Annotated in this window: 19 protein-coding genes; 4 read left to right on the top strand and 15 right to left on the bottom strand. The window is 61.7% G+C overall.

The features are described 5' to 3' along the window. The first annotated feature begins 31 nt into the window (after positions 1–31). The 3 genes from RFN28_RS15410 to RFN28_RS15400 are packed head-to-tail and all read left to right on the top strand — an operon-like array spanning position 32 to position 2421. Complete coding sequence (locus RFN28_RS15410; RefSeq protein ID WP_320288178.1) at positions 32–844, top strand: TIGR04255 family protein; 813 nt, start codon at positions 32–34, stop codon at positions 842–844. A 26-nt stretch (positions 845–870) separates the two neighbouring features. Then, positions 871–1578 (top strand): hypothetical protein, encoded by a 708-nt coding sequence (locus tag RFN28_RS15405; RefSeq protein ID WP_320288177.1) that lies wholly within the window; start codon positions 871–873, stop codon positions 1576–1578. A gap of 9 nt (positions 1579–1587) precedes the next feature. Further along, complete coding sequence (locus RFN28_RS15400; protein ID WP_320288176.1) at positions 1588–2421, top strand: hypothetical protein; 834 nt, start codon at positions 1588–1590, stop codon at positions 2419–2421. A gap of 268 nt (positions 2422–2689) precedes the next feature. On the opposite strand, the gene RFN28_RS15395 is transcribed toward RFN28_RS15400, so the two are convergent. From RFN28_RS15395 to RFN28_RS15335, 13 genes are all read right to left on the bottom strand, one after another. Then, positions 2690–3079 carry a tautomerase family protein gene (locus tag RFN28_RS15395; protein WP_320288175.1) on the bottom strand — a complete coding sequence of 130 codons (390 nt, stop codon included), beginning with the start codon at positions 3077–3079 and terminating at the stop codon, positions 2690–2692. A 61-nt stretch (positions 3080–3140) separates the two neighbouring features. Next, the gene (iolB, locus tag RFN28_RS15390) at positions 3141–3950 is read right to left on the bottom strand and encodes a 5-deoxy-glucuronate isomerase (RefSeq protein WP_320288174.1); all 810 of its coding nucleotides are present in this window, start codon (positions 3948–3950) and stop codon (positions 3141–3143) included. A 29-nt stretch (positions 3951–3979) separates the two neighbouring features. Next, positions 3980–5818 (bottom strand): 3D-(3,5/4)-trihydroxycyclohexane-1,2-dione acylhydrolase (decyclizing), encoded by a 1839-nt coding sequence (iolD, locus tag RFN28_RS15385; RefSeq protein WP_320288173.1) that lies wholly within the window; start codon positions 5816–5818, stop codon positions 3980–3982. Beyond that, a complete protein-coding gene (locus RFN28_RS15380; RefSeq protein WP_320288172.1) occupies positions 5815–7737 on the bottom strand; it encodes a bifunctional 5-dehydro-2-deoxygluconokinase/5-dehydro-2-deoxyphosphogluconate aldolase in 1923 nt (640 codons plus the stop codon). Before RFN28_RS15380 ends, iolD begins: the two co-directional genes overlap by 4 nt. A gap of 19 nt (positions 7738–7756) precedes the next feature. After that, positions 7757–8686: a TIM barrel protein gene (locus RFN28_RS15375; protein ID WP_320288171.1), complete on the bottom strand. Its 930-nt coding sequence runs from the start codon at positions 8684–8686 to the stop codon at positions 7757–7759. Between the two features lie 48 nt (positions 8687–8734). Beyond that, a complete protein-coding gene (locus RFN28_RS15370) occupies positions 8735–9676 on the bottom strand; it encodes a sugar phosphate isomerase/epimerase family protein (RefSeq protein WP_320288170.1) in 942 nt (313 codons plus the stop codon). Between the two features lie 58 nt (positions 9677–9734). Beyond that, on the bottom strand, positions 9735–10907 hold the full coding sequence (locus tag RFN28_RS15365; protein WP_320288169.1) for a Gfo/Idh/MocA family protein: 1173 nt from the start codon (positions 10905–10907) through the stop codon (positions 9735–9737). A gap of 31 nt (positions 10908–10938) precedes the next feature. Further along, positions 10939–11964, bottom strand: coding sequence for a Gfo/Idh/MocA family oxidoreductase (locus RFN28_RS15360; RefSeq protein ID WP_320288168.1), 1026 nt, complete (start codon positions 11962–11964; stop codon positions 10939–10941). Next, positions 11961–12866 carry a sugar phosphate isomerase/epimerase family protein gene (locus RFN28_RS15355; protein WP_320288167.1) on the bottom strand — a complete coding sequence of 302 codons (906 nt, stop codon included), beginning with the start codon at positions 12864–12866 and terminating at the stop codon, positions 11961–11963. Before RFN28_RS15355 ends, RFN28_RS15360 begins: the two co-directional genes overlap by 4 nt. A gap of 108 nt (positions 12867–12974) precedes the next feature. Next, positions 12975–13799 (bottom strand): ATP-binding cassette domain-containing protein, encoded by an 825-nt coding sequence (locus tag RFN28_RS15350; RefSeq protein WP_320288166.1) that lies wholly within the window; start codon positions 13797–13799, stop codon positions 12975–12977. Positions 13800–13810: 11 nt separating this feature from the next. After that, positions 13811–14806 carry an ABC transporter permease gene (locus RFN28_RS15345; protein WP_320288165.1) on the bottom strand — a complete coding sequence of 332 codons (996 nt, stop codon included), beginning with the start codon at positions 14804–14806 and terminating at the stop codon, positions 13811–13813. A 10-nt stretch (positions 14807–14816) separates the two neighbouring features. After that, positions 14817–15866, bottom strand: a complete 1050-nt coding sequence (locus tag RFN28_RS15340; protein WP_320288164.1) for an ABC transporter permease — start codon at positions 15864–15866, stop codon at positions 14817–14819. A gap of 105 nt (positions 15867–15971) precedes the next feature. Continuing rightward, complete coding sequence (locus RFN28_RS15335; RefSeq protein WP_320288163.1) at positions 15972–16946, bottom strand: sugar ABC transporter substrate-binding protein; 975 nt, start codon at positions 16944–16946, stop codon at positions 15972–15974. Positions 16947–17106: 160 nt separating this feature from the next. Here RFN28_RS15335 and RFN28_RS15330 point away from each other — a divergent pair, with 160 nt between their 5' ends. Continuing rightward, positions 17107–18141 (top strand): LacI family DNA-binding transcriptional regulator, encoded by a 1035-nt coding sequence (locus RFN28_RS15330; RefSeq protein WP_320288162.1) that lies wholly within the window; start codon positions 17107–17109, stop codon positions 18139–18141. A 349-nt stretch (positions 18142–18490) separates the two neighbouring features. Here RFN28_RS15330 and RFN28_RS15325 read toward each other — a convergent pair whose 3' ends face one another. Then, positions 18491–19093, bottom strand: coding sequence for a sulfotransferase family protein (locus RFN28_RS15325; protein WP_320288161.1), 603 nt, complete (start codon positions 19091–19093; stop codon positions 18491–18493). Then, positions 19084–19518 carry a VOC family protein gene (locus tag RFN28_RS15320; RefSeq protein WP_320288160.1) on the bottom strand — a complete coding sequence of 145 codons (435 nt, stop codon included), beginning with the start codon at positions 19516–19518 and terminating at the stop codon, positions 19084–19086. Before RFN28_RS15320 ends, RFN28_RS15325 begins: the two co-directional genes overlap by 10 nt. Positions 19519–19634 lie beyond the last annotated feature (116 nt).

Genomic DNA, 19634 nt, shown 5'->3' with positions numbered 1-19634 from the left:
ATGGTTCCCACAGGGGACAGGAGCAGCCGCAATGACAGACCGTGATTTCAATCCGCTCTTCGGAGCGGGCCCTGAGGAGATTCCGCTTCCCGCCGCCCCGTTGGTCACGGTGATGTACCAAGTGCGGTTCCCGGAAATAGTGTCTATCCAGCAGAAGCCCTTCATCGCCGGTTTCCAGGAACTGGTAAGGGAGGACTACCCCCTGCTGGCCGACGAACGGCTGAAAACCGTTGCGTTCGACCAGCACGTCGGCACCGTCGCTGCAGCTGACGAGGTCATCTGGCGTTTCATCGACGAAACGGCCACCTGGCGCGTCACCCTGACATCGACTTTCCTGACCCTGGAAACCAGAAAGTACGTGTCTCGGGCCGACTTCATCGAACGACTCGGCAAGGTTGTGACCGCCTTGCACAGGAGCCTGAAACCTACGCACGTCACGCGCATGGGGATGCGCTATGTGGACCGCGTCCCGCTGACGGAGGGGTTCGTGTTCGACGGCATGCTCAGAACGGAAATGATGGCCGTCTCGGGCACGGCGATCGGCAACAGCATGGTCCATTCGGTTTCCGAGATCCTGTGCAGCGTGCAAGAGGGGCAGATGCTGGCAAGGTGGGGGATGCTGCCGGCGCGTGGCTCACATGACCCTGACGTGATGCCGCCGATCAAGGAGGCTTCCTGGTTCCTTGACCTGGATACGTTTGCCGACCATCAATCATCGCCTGTCCGGTTCGAAGCGGACTTGATTCGTGACGCCGCCTTCGGGCTGGCTGCACGATCCTACGCGTTCTTCCGGTGGGCGGTGACCAGGAAGTTCCTCGAAACGTTTGGAGGAGTGACAGGATGATCGTTGTAGCGCCCGACCTGCCGCCGATGTTTTATCCGGTGACGCGAGAAGAGCGGCAAATGGGGTCCGATCCTTACGATCTGGCCGTGGCCTTCTTCCATTTCGCCCGAGCGGACGCGGATTACACCGCCGGCCGCGGCGGCACGACCAATGTCCCCACCCGCACGATGCGTTCGGCAGGATCGATCGCGTCGCCATGGCGCATCCGTACCTCGGCGAGCGCGATCGACCGCACGCTTGAAGTGGCCCCGGTCGAAAATGAACAAGGGCAGCAGCTCGATGTTCCGGGACAGCTTGCCGAGATCAAGCGGCTAACGGGCTGCGGATGGGAACAGCTGGCCGGGCTGCTCGGCTGCACCCGCCAAGCTCTCCACCGCTGGATGAACGGCGAGGCGATCGCCGACGGCAACCGGGAGCGGCTGGCCCGCCTTCATGCGACCCTCCGGTTTGTCGACCGCGGAAACTCGGAAGAGAACCGAGCGGTGATGGACATGGCCTGCGACGGGACGACTGTCGCCGAGCTCCTTTCGCAGGAGCGTTTCGACGAAGTCAGAGCCTACGCCGGACGGGGCGCCGGACGGCCGGACGCGAACTGGGGCAAGGCAGAGGTGGCCGCGCCGAATCCGGAGGACCACTGGTTCGCCCGCCTTGCACGTTCCGGCGGCGCCGATGACACTGGGAGCGTTCGCGCCAAGCCGCAGACCTTCAAGCGTCTTCAACTGAGGAAAGGGTGACCCCCACGCATGATCCCGGACGCAGAAGCCGCGGCTCCCGAATGGGCTGAACGTCTGCGTTCGTGGCAGCAGGGAGATTACTGCCTGGACGTGAGGCAGGTAGTCGTGGTCGACGGGATCGAGAACGGCGACCTGCTTCCGGCTGCGGGCGACGCGTTGGGTTTCGCGGTCATCACCCAAACCTGCGATATCGTGAACTGGGGACCTGCCAAGGAGTGGGTTGTTGTGGCCCCGCTCGTCGAAGCCAGCGAGCGGCTGATCGATAACGTCCGGCGCGGCACGACGCCGGCGTTCGCGCCGCTGGAGCGCCCGCCTTCGCCCGAGGTGGTGGTGGACCTGAACCAAGCTATGACCTTGCACAAATCCCTGCTTGCCAGCCTGACGCGCGTTGCAGGATTCGAAACGGACGCCGCCAGAAGCAGGTTCGCGGACGCCATCGGGCGCAAGTACAGCAGGTTCGCCTTCCCGGATCCTTTCGCAGACAACGTCCTCCGCGCTCTCCGCACAAAACTGCACAAGTCGCACGGGAAGGATTCCGAGCAGGGCAGGACCTACGCGTCCATCGACTTCATCCGTGTAGTCGCAGCCCCGTCGTGGGATAGCCGAGACATCCGGGTAGGGTTCCGGTTCGTCCTGGCGCCCGAATTCCGCAGGAAGGAAGATCGCGCGGTGATGAGCGGCGTGCTTGGCAAGCTTCTGGCAGGAATCGACTGGCCGGAAGGTTTCCAGCCAGAGGACCCGCCGTTCACGCTAATGACCGTGGAGGAAATGACCGCGGCCGAATGGCTCGGGAGCCAGGAGGTCGACCTGAACTTCATTTCGATATCGAAGCCCGCCGTCTAGTCGACGCGCAGTTGCTGACGATCGACCAAAGCCCGGAATTGCAGGCATAGTTCACCCTCGACGTTCTGATGAACCATTTCGGTTTTGATGAGGCGACCCATGTTGTACGGCCCTATATATCGACCGTACCGATCGTGCTCTACAGTCCCCAAAATCTGCCCGAACACCCGCCGGAGTGATTGAAGCCGATCAACCCGAGGCTGTCGAACCGGTGGTCTCGCCCCGTGATCAAGATCATCGTCTTGTCACAAATAAGTTCAAAGGAGGCTCAAAGTTCGCCCGTGAGAAATTGTGCCCGACCATGCCCGAAAGACCAGTCTTCGTCGGAATTTTCGGTGAACGAGACCATCACGTCTGATGCCGCGATACTGCATTTCTGTTGGAGAGCGGTACACACGTTCTCATAGAATGCGACTTTTGCGGCTTTCCCTCTCGGGCGCGATACCACTTCTAGCAGAACGAACTTGTCGGTTCGAGAAAAGCCAAGCCCCGTATCCAGAGCTCTCATATGCAGGGGGCTATGTTCGTTGACAATCTGGTAGCGATCTGCGGCGGGCACATCGAATGTCTGGACCACAACATCATGGACGGCATCGAGAAGCTGGTCGATCTCATTGGGAGAGCGGCCTTGGTAAAGATGAAATTTCAAGATCGGCATGAATAGCTGCTCCGTTAGAGGCGAGGCCGTCGATCAAGGCATCAATTGAGTGCCCTTTTGATCATTTCGCATTGCGCTCCATGATCCATTCCACCTCCGGCGCAGGTACGAAGCGCCATTTGCGAAGCGGCCCGGCCATGACGTTGAGATAGTACATCTCGAAGCCATGGGGCGCGCCACAAGGGTGGTTTCCGCGCGGCACGAGGACAACGTCGTGATCCTTTACCGACATGGTTTCGTCGAGGACCCCGTCGTCGGTATAGACGCGCTGGATGCCAAAGCCGGAGGCGGGATTCAGCCGATGATAGTAGGTCTCCTCGAGATAGGTGATGCGAGGGTAATCGTCCTCATCATGCCGATGGCTGGGATAGCTCGACCAGTGCCCCGCGGGAGTGAAGACTTCGGTCACCAAAAGGCTGTCACAATAATCCTCGTTCTCCATGGCAATGTTGTTGATGTAGCGCGTGTTCGTGCCCTTGCCGCGCTCCGTAAGCGTGATGCCTTCAGGACCGATCCTCCGTGCCTGATGGCCGCTTTTGCCGGGCGCTGAGCAAACGGCAATCGTGCAATCGGTCTGTGCCACAGCTTCCCACGCCTCGCCGTTGGGCACATAAAGGCAATGCGGCGGGGTTCTCTCGAAGACGTTCATCCGCTCGCCCAGCACACCCCAATCCTTGCCGGCGGCGGTAATCGAGGCTTTTCCCTCGACGACCACGAGAATGGCCTCGCGGTCCCCGGTCGCTTCGGCCGCACGTTCGCCCGCGCGCAGCCGATAGAGCGAAAAACCAACGTAGCGCCATCCCACATTGGTTGGGGTGATCTCATGAACCTTTCCATGAGCACCAAATGGCTTGCGCAGCAGGTCGGTCATTCCATGTCCTCCGAATTGCCCAACACGGATTAGTCGAAGGCACGCTGATTTGCAGCATTCTGATTATAGCGCTCACGCGCCCGTTCCAGGCGTTCCGGGCCGCCTGCCTGCGGCACGGCGACATCCCACCAGTGGCCACCGGCGCCGGTACCTGGGACGGCGTCGGTATCGATCAGGATGACGCTTGGTATCTTGCGACCGCGCGCTTCGACGATCTTGGCTTCAAGCTCGGCAATGCTGCCGGCTTTCTCCGCGCGAGCGCCCATCGACCGGGCATGCGCAACGAAATCGATCTCCGGCTGCGCCTCGATGTTGGAGTCCTTGTACATGTTGTTGAACTCCGCCCCGCCACATTCGATCTGGAGGCGGTTGATGCAGCCGTAACCGCGGTTGTCGGTGAGCACCACGGTGAAGGGCACGCGGCGCATGACGGCGGTGGCGAGCTCGGAATTGGCCATCATGTAAGAGCCGTCGCCGACAAAGCAGATGACTTCCTTGTCCGGCGCTGCGAGCTTGATGCCCATGGCACCTGCTACCTCGTACCCCATGCAGGAATAGCCGTATTCCATATGGTAGCCACCTTTTGCCGACTGCCAGAGCACCTGCAGCGCGCCCGGCATCGTTCCTGCAGCGCACATGACCACCGTCTTCTCGGTCGCCACTCGTTGGACCGCGCCGATCACCTGTGCGTCGGTGGGCAAGGCATTACCCGGCGCGCCCTCCGGCGCGGCGGTGACACGTTTCACCGTCTCGTGCCAGTCAAGCCGCGACTTCGCGGCGAATGCGGGGGCCTTGTGGCCGCCGAGCAGTGCTGAGAGCTTCTCAAGGGTCACGCGCGCGTCGCCTACACACGGAACAGCGCCATGCTTGGCGGCATCATAGCCATGCAGGTTGATCGAGACGAGTTTGCGGCTGGCGTTCTTGAACAAGGCCCAGGAGCCGGTGGTGAAATCCTGGAAACGCGTGCCGACGCCAATGACCAGGTCCGCTTGTTCACACTGGCGGTTGGCGCATTCGGAACCGGTCACACCGGGCGAGCCGAAATTGAATGCATCCTCCCAAGAGTTGGCTCCCTTGCCGGCCTGGGTCTCGACAAAGGGTATGTTGTGCTTCTGCGCAAAGGCGGCCAATTCATCTTCAGCCCCCGAATAGAGCACCCCACCGCCCGAGACGATCACTGGCGCTTTGGCCTGCCGGATCAACGCCGCTATGTCGTCGACCTCGCGCGGGTCGGGCTCGGGGCGGCGGATACGCCACACTTTGGGCTCAAAGAAGCTCTCCGGATAGTCATGGGCTTCCGACTGAACATCCTGGCTGAAGGCGAGGCAGACGGGGCCGCAATTGGCCGGATCGGTCATCACCGATAACGCACGCGGCAGCGCGGTCAAAAGATGCTCAGGCCGCGTGATCCGGTCGAAATAGCGCACCAAGGGGCGGAAGGCGTCGTTGGCCGAAACGGTGCCGTCGTCGAAGTCCTCGATCTGCTGCAGCACAGGATCCGGCCGCCGGTTGGCGAACACGTCTCCGGGGATGAACAGGACCGGCAGGCGGTTGACGTGCGCCAACGCCGCCGCCGTCAGCATGTTCGTCGCGCCCGGGCCGATGGAGGAGGTAACAGCATGGGCACGCCTGCGCCTCTTGGTTTTGGCATAGGCAATCGCGGCGTGCGCCATAGTCTGCTCGTTCTGGCCGCGCCAGGTCGGCAGCTTGTCGCCGATGCGATGCAGCGCCTCACCAAGTCCGGCCACGTTGCCGTGCCCGAAAATCGCCCAAACGCCCTCGATGAAGCGTTCGCTCTCTTCGGTCATCTGCACCGAGAGCCAGCGAACCATCGCCTGTGCCGTAGTCAGTCTAATCGTCTTGATCATTGCGCATTCCTCCGGGCGGCCTTGCGCGCTTTGTCCCAGATGTCGCACAGCCGTCTGTAACGTTCTGCCATTTGTGTCACCGCCTCGGCATCAGAAATGTCACCCTTCAGCCAGGCCCGTGCCGCATCGCCGAAGATCGTGCGTCCCACGGCAAAGCCCCTGACCAGACCGAAGCCGGCCGCGACCTCGAAACTGGCCGCAAGATCGGCCTCGGGGGCGTCGAGTCCCAAGACAACGACGCCGCGCGTACGAGGATCGTTCTCCTCGATCGCTTCGATGGCATTGGCCCAGGCGTTACGCGTCTTCAGCGGTTCCAGCTTCCACCAGTCGGGATAAATGCCCGCATCGTAGAATTGGCGGATCAGCGTGGCGGTCGTCTCGTCGTCGACGCCGCCCACCTTGGAGGGAATGATCTCCAGCAGGAATTCGAGCTGATTGCGCCTTGATGCCTCGAACAGCCGCTTGACCGTCGCTTCCTGATCGGCGCGTGTTTCGGGGTCGTCGCTCGGGTGGCAGAAGCACAAGACCTTTACGACGTTCTCCCGCGCCCATTCCGAAAGGCCGCCGTAGTCACTGCCCAGTTCCGGTTCGAGCGTCAGCGGACGCGAGCCCGGCCATTCGCATGGGCGGCCGATCCACAGGCCAGTCCCCGACGCGGCATGGAGCGCCTTGCGGCCAATGCGGCTATCGCACAGGATGCCATAACCCGGCTGCCCATCCTGAACCCGCAAGGCTGCCTGAAGGCAGAGTTCCTTGAAAGCCCCGCCCTTTTCGGGCGTATAGCCGACCATCTCCTCAAGCTGCAGGCGGTGGTCGAAAGCGAAGACACGGTATTCGGACCAGTCACCGCCGTGATTGCGTCGGCGGTTGGTCGACCAGTGGACTTGTTCCAGCTGTCTGTCGTTTCGCAGATCGGGCCGGTTGATCCCGCGATCGAGGAAGAACTCCAGTTCCTCCTGCGACGGATAGGCCGGCGTGCAACCATGACGGGACACAGCAAAGGCGCCGCAGGCGTTCGCATATTTGAGGGCCGTCGGCCAGTCCGCATTCTCGAGCCAGCCCTTCAGCAGCCCGGCGAAGAAGCCGTCGCCAGCGCCGAGCACATTGAAAACCTCGATCGGGAAACCTGGTCCTGTCTGCCCCTTGTCCAGGCAGGCCGGAATGGCTCCCTCGAAAGCCGCGGCTCCCGCCGCGCCGCGCTTGCAGATCAGCGTTGCGCCAGAAACGCCGCGCACGGCGCGCAAGGCTTCGAGCGTATCGGTCGAGCCGCCGGCGATATGGAATTCTTCTTCGGTACCGACGATAAGGTCAAACAGATGCAGGCTCGACTGCAGCTTCGCCGTCACCTTGACGCTTTCCACAAAGCGGCTTTCGCCCTCGCCATGGCCGGCGACGCCCCACAGATTCGGGCGATAGTCGATGTCGAGCGCCGTGCGAACCCCGTGCCTGCGGGCAAGATCCAGCGCCTTCAGAACCGCAGCTTCGGTGCGCGGATGCGAAAGATGCGTGCCGGTCACGACGACCGCCCGGGCCGATGAGATGTAGCTCTCGTCGATGTCGTTCTCGCTTAGCGCCATATCGGCGCAGTTTTCGCGATAAAAGATCAGCGGGAATTGTTCCTGGTCGCGAATGCCAAGCAGCACCAGAGCCGTCAGCCGCTCCGGATCGATCGCCACCCCGCCCACATCGACGCCCTCACGGACAAGCTGCTCCCGGATGAAACGCCCCATATGCTCGTCGCCAACCCGCGTGATGAGTCCTGACTTCAGGCCAAGCCGGGCCGCGCCGCAGGCGATGTTGGTCGGCGAGCCACCGATATATTTGTTGAAGGATCCCATGTCCTCGAGGCGTCCGCCAACCTGCGCGCCATAGAGATCGACCGAGGACCGGCCAATGGTAATCACGTCGAGTGTCTTCACTTTCAAATCTCCTTGCGCATCAGAAACCGGCGCGGGCCAGGAAAGATCGGCTGGCCGCCAGATCCTCGAGGATGCTGCTGGTGTTGCGCGGATCGCGTTCCTGTTCGATGGTGATGTAGCCGCCATAGCCAAGCTCGGTGAGAAGCGCGCGGATGGCGGGATAGTCGATGCGGCCGCGTCCGATCGGGCACATGACGCCCTTGGCGCAGGCATCGAAGAACCGGATGCGCTCGCGCATGACTTGGCCGTAAACCGCGTCGTCGATGTCCTTGAAGTGGATGTAATCGACGCGATCCCAGTAGCGGCGCAGGGTCGCCACCGGGTCCATGCCGGAATAGTCCATATGGCCGGTATCGAGGCACAGGCCCGCCAGGTCAGCGGGGATATCCTCGACGATGCGGGCAAGCTCGTCGGCGAATTCGATATAGCCGCCGGCATGGGGATGGATGGCGGCGCGCACGCCATATTTGTCGCGGGCCAGTTGGGCAATCGCCCGGATATTGTCGATCATCCCGGCCCAGGCCTCGGCATCGAGACGGAGAGCGCGGTCCGAGTGGCCGGCGGCATAGTCGCGCTCGTCATGGCCCCAGTCCATCACCGTCAGGTAAGGCGCCTCGAAACGCTGACCGGGAAGCGTTTCGGGTTTGGGCAAGTTGGTGATCAGCGCGCAGATTTCGTCGGTCTGGCGAAGAAGGCTCTCGCGGTTCGCGAGCGAAACGAGATCGTCGAAGATCGTTCCCGCGACGATCTTGACCCCGCGCTTGTTCAGTGCTTCGGAAACAAGCCCCATATCCAGCGGCAGGTAACCGTAAGGCCCGAGCTCCAAACCACCGAAGCCGGCCGCCCTCGCCTCGTCCAGCACCTTTTCCCAGTGCGGCAAGTGGGGGTTCTTCACGTCGTCGACACCCCAGCAGCAGGGGGCGGTGGCAATGATGATCGGGTTGCGCATCTCTTCCTCGCGCGCGATGGCCGGGCCGCGCAGGCGGCCCGAGCCAAATCAGCGGCTGATCGTGGCCTGCAAGGCATCGATGGAGGACTGGATGCCCGCCTCGGTGGACATGGTGAAATCTTCCATCTCGAGGCTGACCCAGCCGTTGTAGCCGACCATCCGGACAACGGAGAAGAACTCCTTCCACCATTGCAGGTCATGGCCGGCACCCACCGCGACATAGTTCCAGGTCCGGTTGGCGACGTCGGTGACGTCCTTCAGTTCCAGCAGCCCATTGATGTCGGCCAGGCCGCGTTCGATGCGCGTGTCCTTGCCGTGGCAATGGTGGATGGCCGAACCGAGCGCCCTTGCCGAGGCGATCGGATCAGCACCCATCCACATCAGGTGCGACGGGTCGAGGTTCATGCCGACGGTCGGACCAACCTCGTTGCGCAGGCGGAACAGCGTCTCGGGGTTCCACACGAGCATGGCCGAGAAGTTTTCGAGCGCGTATTTCTCGATGCCCGCTTCCTTGCCGTGCTTCACAAGGTCATGCCAGAGCGGGAAAGCGCGATCCTCCCACTGGTAGCGGTCGCGCTCAGGCATCTCGTCAGGCCAGCTCTTGGTGTAGACGAGCCAGTTGGGAACCGTGTCGCCGGGCGCCGCTTCGGGTAAACCGGACATCGTCACTATTGTCTTGACGCCGATCTCGCCGGCGAGGCGGATGGTATCCTCCATCTCCTTGCGGTGACGCTTGCCCATGGCACCGGGATCGAGCGGGTTGGCCGAGCAGTTGAGCGCCGCGATTTGAAGCCCACGAGCCTCGATCTCCTTGAGCTTCGTCCTCAGGAGCGCTTTGTCGGCCAAGAGCTCATCGGCGCGGAAATGCGGTGCGCGCGACCAGCCGCCGCCGGTCATCTCGATGCCTTCGACGCCGAGTTTCACGCATTTGTCGAGCATCTCCGTGAAGGAGAGATTGCCCATGACGTCGGTGCAAATGGAAAGTCTCATCTTGTCTCTGTCCAAAAAAAGGGGGGCGCACCTCAAGTGCGCCCCCAGGTGGGAGGAACTATTTGAAATCGACCCAGACGGCGCCCATGTCGGCCGAGCGGACGCAGTTCTCCAGCCAGCGGACACCTTCCGTGCCGGCCTTGATGCCCGGGTAGTGGTGCGTTTTCAGGAAGGCTTCGTCGCCGCGGTTCTTGGCGTCGATTGCTTGCGCGATCCACAGGTAGATGTTCGACCAGCTGTCGCCGAGACCTTCGGTATGCAGCGCGCCCATGCGGTCAACGGCAAGGCTCTCTTCTTCGAGATACGGCATGCCGTGATGCAGGGTACGGTTCGGCTCGCCCTGGACTTCGTAGATCAACTGATCGGGACGGCTGTCGGACCATTCGACGGAGGCCTTGGAACCAACGAAACGATAGCGCTGGCTGCCCATGTTCCCGGCGTCCACTGACGAAACCCAGAGACGACCCCGCGCCCCGTTGCCATAGTGCATGAGCACCGTTGCATGGTCCTCCAGCGGCGCACGGGTCGGAATAAACGCTTTGCGGTCGCAAAGCAGCTTCTCGATCCTCAGATGCGGCAGCACGATCTCGGACAGGTAGTAAAGATGCGTGCCGATATCGCCCAAGACAAATGTGGAGCCGGCGGTCTTCGGGTTCGTGCGCCATTTCACGGCTTCGCCAGCGCCCACATCGTCGCCCGAGTTGAAGCCATGGGTATATTGCATGTCGACGATACGGATATCGCCGAGCATGCCTTTCTTGACCATGGCGGCCATCTGATGAACCAGCGGATGACCTGTGAAGCCATAGGTGACGCCGACAATCAGACCCTTCTGTGCGGCCAGCTTCTCGATCTCCACGCATTCGGCCACGGTGAAGAAGAGCGGCTTTTCACAGATCACATGCAGCCCCGCTTGCAAGCAGGCCTTGGTGATCTCGTAGTGGGTGAAGTTGGGCGTCGCGATCGAGACGACCTCGACGCCGTCTTCGCGGGCGGTCTCTCCGACGATGAGGTCCTGATAGGTGGCGTAGCAACGATCTGCCGCCACGCCGAGCCTGGTCCCGAAATCGCGGCCGCGCTCGGCGTCGAGGTCGAAGGCGCCGCAGACGAGCCGGTAGGTGCCGTCACGCTGGGCGCCGGTTCTGTGCTTGTAGCCCACCTGGCCTGTGCGCCCGCCACCGACCATCCCCCAGCGCAGGGGCCGGGAAATCGTTCGTTCTCCGTTGATCATTTGTCCATCTTTCCTGAGACGAGCTTCCGGTTCATTCCGCCGCCAAGGCGGTCGGAGTGCCGTAAAGCTCGGGTTTCGCTATCAAGTTGATCGCTTCAAAGCCGCCGCTGCCCACGGCACGCAGAGCGGCATCGGCCACGAGCGTGGCCGCGTATCCATCCCAGGTCGACGGACCGGTTGCGGTGCCCTGCGATGCGGCCACGATCCATTCCCGGAATTCCTGGTCGTAAGCTTCGATGAAGCGCTCGCGCCAATCCTCGGGGATCGCCTGACGGATGCCGTTCACATCCGAGATCACGGTCGCCGGTCGGTTCGGCAGCGCGGCTACGCCCCTCTCGCAGCTGACCTCGCCGCGGATGTCATAGCCGTAGGAGACGTTTACCGAGATCTCGACGTCGACCAGCGCGCCCGAGGCCATGTGCAAGAGCACGAAAACCGGATCGCGTAACTCACCACCACGGGAGGACCGGCGCGGCACCCGCACCTCGACCCCAGTGACCTCGTCCGACAGCAGCCAGCGGGAGATATCCGCGTCATGCACCAGCGTGTCGTTCAGCGGCATCTCCGACGTGTAGAGTCCCTCGGGCACCGAGGCATTGCGATGCACGGAATGGAACATCAGCGGCGCGCCAAGTTTCCTCGCGTCGATCACTGCTTTGAGGCGGCGATAATCAGCATCGAAACGGCGCATGAACCCCACCTGCACGAGACGCCGGCCGAAGGCCACCTCGGCCTCCATCACGCGGAGCGCGGCCGCGGCGGACGTCACCAGGGGCTTTTCGCAGAACACCGGCTTGCCGGCGGCGATGCAGGCGAGCAGCTGCTCCTCATGCGCCGGTCCCCAGGAGCAGATGATCACTGCCTGCACCTTTTCCGAAGAGATCAGAGCCGATGGGCTGGTGAACACTTCCGCGCCGCTGGGGGCGGCCGCGGCGGCTCGAGCCTGGTCGATATCGGTGACACCGACGATCTCCGCGCCGGAAAGGACTTTAGTAAGGCGGCGGATGTGATCCTGGCCGATCATGCCCGTGCCGATGACGCCGACCTGGAGGGTCATTTTGTCCCCCGGTACTTGTCGATATAGCGCTGCATTTCGGCGCGCATGAATTTGCCGGAATGGTCGGCCTTGTCCTCCCACGCAAAGACGCAGGCGGTCATGATGCCATCGAAGCCGATTTCGGCGAGCGTCGAGAAGAAATCGTCCCAGGGCACCTCGCCCTGGCCGATGTTCAAGTGCTGGTGCACGCGGGCCTGCGTGCCCGGCGGATTGAGGATATAGCGCAGGCCGGACGAGGCCTTGTGGTTGAACGTGTCGCCGACGTGAACATGCGCCAGCACGTCCTTGGCTTCGCGCAGCATCGCCTTGGTGTCGTCGCCAAAGTAGAAGGTATGCGGCGCGCAGTAGAGGAATTTGACGTTCTTCGAGTTGACCGTCCGGATGATGTCGAGCGCCGGCTGCAGCGTCTCGCACCAGTCTTCCGGATGCGGCTCGACATGCAGGTTGATGCCTTCCTTCTCGAAGATCGGCACCAGTTCGTCCATCGAGCGCCACCAGGCGTCCTCGCAGGCCTCGATCATCGATCCGGTGTGGCAGCAGTAGCAGGAGCCCCTGTCGGGATGCGGACCGCGGCCGAACTCGGAATTCATCGTGTCGACTTCCATTTCGACAGCGATCGCGATCGCCCGCTTCCAGTGCTTCACCGCGGCCTGGCGCTCGGTCTCGTCGTTGGAGGCCCAGCGGTACATGGGCAAAAGCGAGGCGATGCCGACACCGCTCTCTTTCAGAGCTTTCTTGAAGCTTCTGATCCGATCGGGAAAGACACGCGGCGCCTTGAACCATTCGAGGAAGTCGCCGCGCGGCGAAAGCTCGATCCAGTCGTAACCGAGCTCCTTGACCTTTGCCGGCAACGCCTCCAGCGACAGATGCCTATGCATGAACGGGTCGAGTGCAATCTTCATTTTGACCTCCAGATTCCGGACGCAACTCTCCCTTCTTCGACGGCGGCCTTTCGAGCCGCTGTCGAAGCCGAGCGCAGCGCGCAGTTTCGTTTGTGACGCCGTCAGCGATTACTGGGCTGGCGGCGGCGGATGCCCCTCGTGGCTTGCCATGTAGCTTTCGACTTGAGCCTCGAGGTCCGCCATGGTTTCCCCGCCCGCCATCAGGTCGGTGATCTCCTCGCGGGTTTTTTCGCCCCTGCGGAAGTCAGCGGCGATTGCCCCGCGGATGAGCACCGCGAAATGATCCCCCACCGTCATGGCATGCATGACCTGATGCGTGATGAAGATCACCGCCAGGCCCCGCCGCTTCGCCTCGTTCACGATCCGCAGCACATGCGCTGCCTGTTTCACGCCAAGCGCGGCAGTGGGTTCGTCGAGGATCAGCACACGGGCCCCGAAATGCACGGCACGGGCAATCGCAAGCGACTGGCGTTCACCCCCTGAAAGCCCGCCGACGAGGCGATCGCCATCGTCGATCCGGGTGATGCCGAAGTCCTGCACGGCCTTGACGGCAATCTCGTTGGCCTTCTTGCGGTCATAGACCTTGAAGGGGCCCCACCCCTTGGTCGGTTCGACCCCGACGAAGAAGGAGCGGCCGATCGACATCAGCGGAAAGGTGCCGCCGAATTGATGCACCGTGGAAATACCCATTTCCTGCGCATTGCGCGGTCCGCTGAATTCGACCGGCTTGCCGTCAAGCAGGATGGTGCCACGGGTCGGCTTGTGCACCCCGGCAAGCGTCTTGATGAGCGTCGACTTGCCAGCGCCATTGTCGCCAAGGAGGCAGAGTACCTCGCCGGCCCGGACTTTGAGGGAAATGTCGAAGAGCACGTCGATCGGACCGAAGCTCTTATCGACTTTTTGAAGTTCTAGAATCGGAACTTTGTCGGACATGGCACTAATCCTCACTTGCTCTTCTTGGGCACGTAGCGCATGGCGATCTCCCGGAAGGTGTTGTTCATCAGAACGGCTGCCAGGAGCATCACGCCGATGATGAGGTTGGACCAGTTGCGGTCGATGTCGGTGAAATAGATACCCTGGCTGACGACGGCGAAGGTTAGCGCGCCGAGGAAGATGCCGGCGACCGAGCCGAAGCCGCCGGTCAACAGCACGCCGCCCACCACGATCGAGACGATGGTGTTGAAGATGTAGTTCATGCCGCCAGAGACCTGCGCGGAGTTAAACTGGATGGCACCGCACATTCCGACGAAGGAGGCGGCCGTGCTCGACAGAACGAAGAGCGCGATTTTGAGCCGATTGGTCGGAATGCCGGCGTTGCGTGCGCTGACCTCGTCTCCGCCCATTGCAAAGATCCAGTTGCCATAGCGCATCGCGTGAAGCACGAAGCCGAAGATCACCGTCAGCGCAAACCACCACAGGATAATGACCTGGAATTTGCCGAAGATGAGCTGGCCAAAAACCAACTTGGCCCAGGCCGGGGCATTGAGCGGAACCGATGCTGCCCCGGTGAGCATGACGGATCCTGCGAGGACAAGACCCTGCACTGCGACCAGCGTGCCTAACGTGATGATCAGCGAGGGCACGCTCGTGCGTACTGCCAGGAAGCCGTTGGCCAGACCTACCAGGACGCCGAAGGCGAGCGCACCCAAGATGCCGACGACGATCGGCAGGTCGTAGTAGCCCGACAGTATAGCGATCGACATCGAGCCCGCCGGGATCATGGCCCCGATTGAGATGTCAAGCTCGCCCGCGATCATCAGGAGGCCGACGGGCAAGGCGACGATACCAAGATTGGCCGCGAAGTTGATCCAGCTTGCAGCGCCAAAGAGCGAACTGAGGCTCACTCCGCCAAAAGCGACGTAGAAGGCAATCACCGCGACGAAGCTCAGCATCGCCCCAAATTCCGGGCGCCGTATGAATTGTCCGAACAGACCGCTCATCTCCCGACCCTCACTTCTTCTTTTTCGTTGCGAAGGACACCGCCATCTGACGGAACTTGTCGTTCGTCATCACGGCAAGCAAAAGCAGAGCGCCGATGATGATGCTGCCCAGGTTCGGGTCGATCCCCGTGAAATAGATGCCCTGATTGACGATCGCGAACGTGAGCGTGCCAAATACGATGCCCACCACCGACCCGGCGCCGCCAGTCAGAACCACACCGCCAATGACGACGCACATGATCGAATTGAAGATGAACGACTGGCCCGCCAGCACCTGAGCACTTTGATAGACGAACACTTGGCTGACCCCGACGAAAGCGGCGGAGAAACCCGAAAGCATGTAAAGCGCGACCGTGAGTCTGGCTGTCGGTATACCGGCGTTGCGGGCCGAAACCTTGTCCCCGCCCAAAGCGAGAATCCAGTTACCCTTGGGCGAGATGTGCAGCAGATAGAAGAAGGCGGCGACGAACAGGAGCCACCAGACGATCGTCACCTCAAACATGCCGCCGATAAACTGGCCGAGGATCGCCTTGCCGGCGGCACTTGGCACGAGGGACACGCCCGTGCTGCCGGCGATGAGCACGGTGAAGCCCAAGGTCAAGCCCATAACGCCGAACATGGAGCCGATGGTGACAATCAACGAGGGAACGGCCGTACGATTGACGATGTAGCCATTGAAAGATCCGACGATGAGCCCGACGGCCAGGCCGGCGAGGATCCCCACGGGTTCAGGGAGCCCGTAGTGGCCGGAAACAATGGCCACGGTCAAAGATGCCGCCGGAATGACCGCGCCGATCGAGATATCCATTTCCCCTGCGATCATCAGGAGCCCGATCGGAAGTGCCACGATGCCGATCTCGGCGGCGACATTGAGCCAGCTCGCGTAGCCCGCGGACGCCAGGAAGACTTTTCCGCCCAGTATGGCAAAGAAAGCGAACACCGCTATCAAGCCCAGCAATGACCCCGCTTCAGGGCGGCGCAAAAGCTGACCGATAGTCGCTTTGATGCTTTGGCCGCCTGACGGCGCCGGGGACGCTTCAATACGATTTGACGTGCTCATCTAAGACCACCACAAGCGGCCGGACCAGTCGTAACGGTCGGCACCGTTGGAGGAGTGGAAGCCACCTGCCGCTGCGGCAAGTGGCTTCGCGACGTTAGCGGAAGTTCACCGCGCGCCTGCCTTGACACCCTTCAACGTGGCGTCGACGTTCGACGCGTCGATCACGCCAGGGCCCGTCAGGATTTCCCGGGTCGGAACGGTGAGGCCGTAATTGACATTGCCGTTCAGGATCGAGACGGCCAGATAGCCTTGCAGGTAGCCCTGCTGATCGATCGCGCAAAGCTGGGTGCCGCTTTTGATATTGTTCAGGACGGTTTCGTCCATGTTCATGCCGCAGACCTGCACCTGACCCTGCTTTCCCGCCTGCGCCACGCCGTTGACTGCCGAGTTTGTGTCGACATTGCCGATGGCGAACACGGCCTTGATGTCCGGGTTCTGCAGCAGGTGTGCCTTCAGGGCCTGCGCCACAGCTGTCGCCGAACCGAATGAGGTTGCGGGCAACGGCAGAGCCGAGCCCGAGCCGCCGCCCTCAGTGACGCCATCGATCATGCCTTTGCAGAAAGCCTCGATGTTTGCCGCGCCAGGCAGCGTGTTGAGGCAGACCGCCTTCTTGAGGTCGTGCTTGGCGAAGAACGTGCCAGCGGCCTTGCCGGACAGGTAGTCATTGGAGCCGACATAGTTCATCGCGCCGAGGCGATCGGCGGCCTGGATGCCGCCGGCATTGTAGATGACCAGCGGAATCTTCTTGTCGACGACCGCCTTGAAGGCGGGGTCCATGGCCTCCGGCACCCAGTCCGGGCCGACGATCGCATCGGCGCCCTGGTCGATGGCCTGACGGATCAGCTCCGCCGCATCAACCCCGAGGTTGTCGTAGTTCTGCGGTCCGAGCCAGGTCACCTTGCCGCCCTGGGCCTCCGCGACCTTGCCGGCATCCTCGGCGCCGCGCTTTACGATCGACCAGAAGGGGTCGTCCGGCTTGCCGCCCACGACAAAGATGTTGGCAGCCATGACGGCCGTTGCTGTGCACGCGACGATGGCGGCAGTCGACACGGTAGCCGCGAAACGGCGAAATTTAGTCATCTCGATTTCCTCCCTTGGTCCGCCCCCTGGCGCGACCATTCAGCGAGCGGATTCATATCGGGAGCTTGAAATTTGAGAAACACCAAATAATACTGAAAATACATAAAGTGTCATTCAGTGTCATTCACGATGACACAGATCGTCACGACGAGGGAACACCATGCGTCGCCCTACCATTGCCGACCTTGCCAAAGAGGCGGGCGTCTCCACATCGACGGTCAATAGGATTCTGAGCGGTACCGCCTCGGTCAAAGGCACCACAGTGCAGCAGGTCCAGGCCGCCGCCGAGCGCATTGGATTTTACGGGGTCGGCGCAATCGAGGATCGGCTGCGCAAATCCGTCCCAAAATACCGGCTTGGCTTTCTGCTGCAGCAATCCAGCCGTGAGCTCTATCAGCTCTTCGGAAAGAAAATCACCGAGGCGTGCCACGCGAGGCGCGATGATGTCGTCGATCCTGTGATCGACTTCGTGGATTTGTTGACGCCGGAGAACATCGCCGGTCGGCTCAAAGCCCTGGGCGCGAACTGTGATGCTGTCGCCGTGGTCGCCGCAGATCACCCTGTTGTTGCCCAGGCCATTCGCGAGTTGCACGAGAAGGGCAAGCCGGTCATCGCCTATATCACCGACCAATCCGCTCGAGAACGGGCCGCTTACGTTGGGGCCGATAACTGGAAAATGGGGCGAACGGCAGCATGGCTTATCGCGCACATGACCCACGGGCCCGGACGCATCGCCGTCTTCATTGGGAACCACCGCTATCAGTGTCAGGACGTCTCCGATGCAAGCTTCCGCTCCTACATGCGCGAGCATGCGCCGCACCTGACCATTGAGGACAGCCGCCCCACTCACGAGGAGCCGAACCAGGCCTATCGGATGGTCAAGGAGCTGCTGGCGACAACGGATGACCTCACCGGCATCCTGATCGTAGGTGGTGGCATTTCCGGGGTCTTACGAGCGCTGAGAGAAGTTCCTCCAGAACGACGCAGAAGTATCCGTCTCGTTTGCCGGGATATCGGTCCGGAGACGCGAAAAGGTCTGTCAGAAGGGATGATCACCGCGGCTCTCTGTCATCCGTTGGAACAGACTTCGGCCGTTCTGGTGCAGACGATGATCGAGACGATCACTCAAGGGGCACTGGGCAGCACCATCCAGCGCACGATCGCCTTTGAAATCGTGACGCCGGAAAACGTGTGAGATGCCCTGTCAAAAGCAATAGCTCCATACTGTCGCGGAGCTACCAGTCGGCCATAAGTCCAGTGGCCCGCGACGCGAGCGTGCGGGCCTTATGAGACTCGGGTAGATTGCCGCGTCACGCCGCCGAAGCTGATTTTGACGCGAGCACGGCTCCAGCGGCGGATTCTGCGGCGTCTGCTTTCAAGAAGCCGCAAACGCGGTCTGCGCGACCGACATCAGGCGCAAAGCCGTCGTTGAAAATTGATGGGACGACGGTCGCCTGTGAGTCAAAAAGTCGACGCTACCCCAAGTCCGGTTCTGACCGTCGTAGCGAACTTTGTCGTGACCTGACCCATTGCAGACGGTCAGACTAGTTCTGTGCAAGAGCCGACTGAAAGTCCTTGGTATTGTTACGATTGGGATAGGACTGGTTCGGTACTGACACGCCAAGATGCAGGCAGAGCGGCTCCCATCCGTCGCCCAGATTGTGGACCAGCAGCCGACTCGACGGCACTGTCGCAATGACCGCCCTTACATTGGCTGCGTAGACGGCGATGGCATTGGCGCGATCGTGCGGCCGGCCGCCGAAGACCTGCCTGGAGATCAAGGCAAGACCCAGCGACTCCTGATCCGTGCTCTGGCTGATGCCTGCTAGAATCGTTTTCTCGAAGCTTTTCCACCAGCTTTCCGGCGATCGGTATGTCAGGATGACCCGGGCGTCGGGATAGAACTCAATCAGGTCACGCCAATAGTGTGACGAGGGCCAGTCGACGCAGGAAGCGTAGCCCGCAAACAGCTGGTTCCAGTCTGGTGCCGCGCCCTTCGCCAGCGAACGCCAAAGCCGCTTCTGATCGTCATTGGCCATGACTTCGAACATGTGGTGACAGGGACCGAAGCCAAGGATCGTCAGCGCCTCGCGCATCGAATCCGATCCTGTTCGGCCAAATCCCGTTCCGATTACTTTTATTGCCATTGTCCCCCCTGGTTCAGGCCCACAGCCGTCACATCAGTCGCTTGCGAGCACCACCCGCAGGCGGTTCCCCTCGGGATCGAAGAGGTCCAGCACCCCGTCCGTTTGCAGCGAGGGCACGTGTGCATGTGCCTCAGGCCGGAGACCCGCAGCCGGGCGGCGACCCGGGCCAACTCCTTACGTGTCGTGACATGGATGGCGATGTGAAAAAGATCGCGGGACTTTGACGGCAGGACGGTTGTTGCCCCTGAGTGCAGCACAATAAGAGTCTTGCCGTCGACGCCGAGTTCGGCGATGCCGCCCTCTCGGGTCAAGGTTGAGAGGCCGACCACCTCACGCCAGACCGGTAAGGCGGCTGGAATGTCAACGACGCGAAGATGAACCGGGCCGAGACGGGCGGTGTTGGCCAGTATTTCTTGGCTCTTCATCGGCCGGTGTCTCCCTGCAGCGCCGGAACATTAGCTGAGAACGATATGCCTGTCTTGCGCATAGTTCGGTCGACCGCTCCGTGCGCATCTGCGACCTCCAGCGCGGGCGCCCGGTG

This window comes from Mesorhizobium album, from assembly GCF_033977205.1.
Classification (GTDB): Bacteria; Pseudomonadota; Alphaproteobacteria; order Rhizobiales; family Rhizobiaceae; genus Mesorhizobium; species Mesorhizobium album.
The sequence above is the reverse complement of the archived record's forward strand: the minus strand, read 5'-3'. Positions and strand labels throughout refer to the sequence as shown.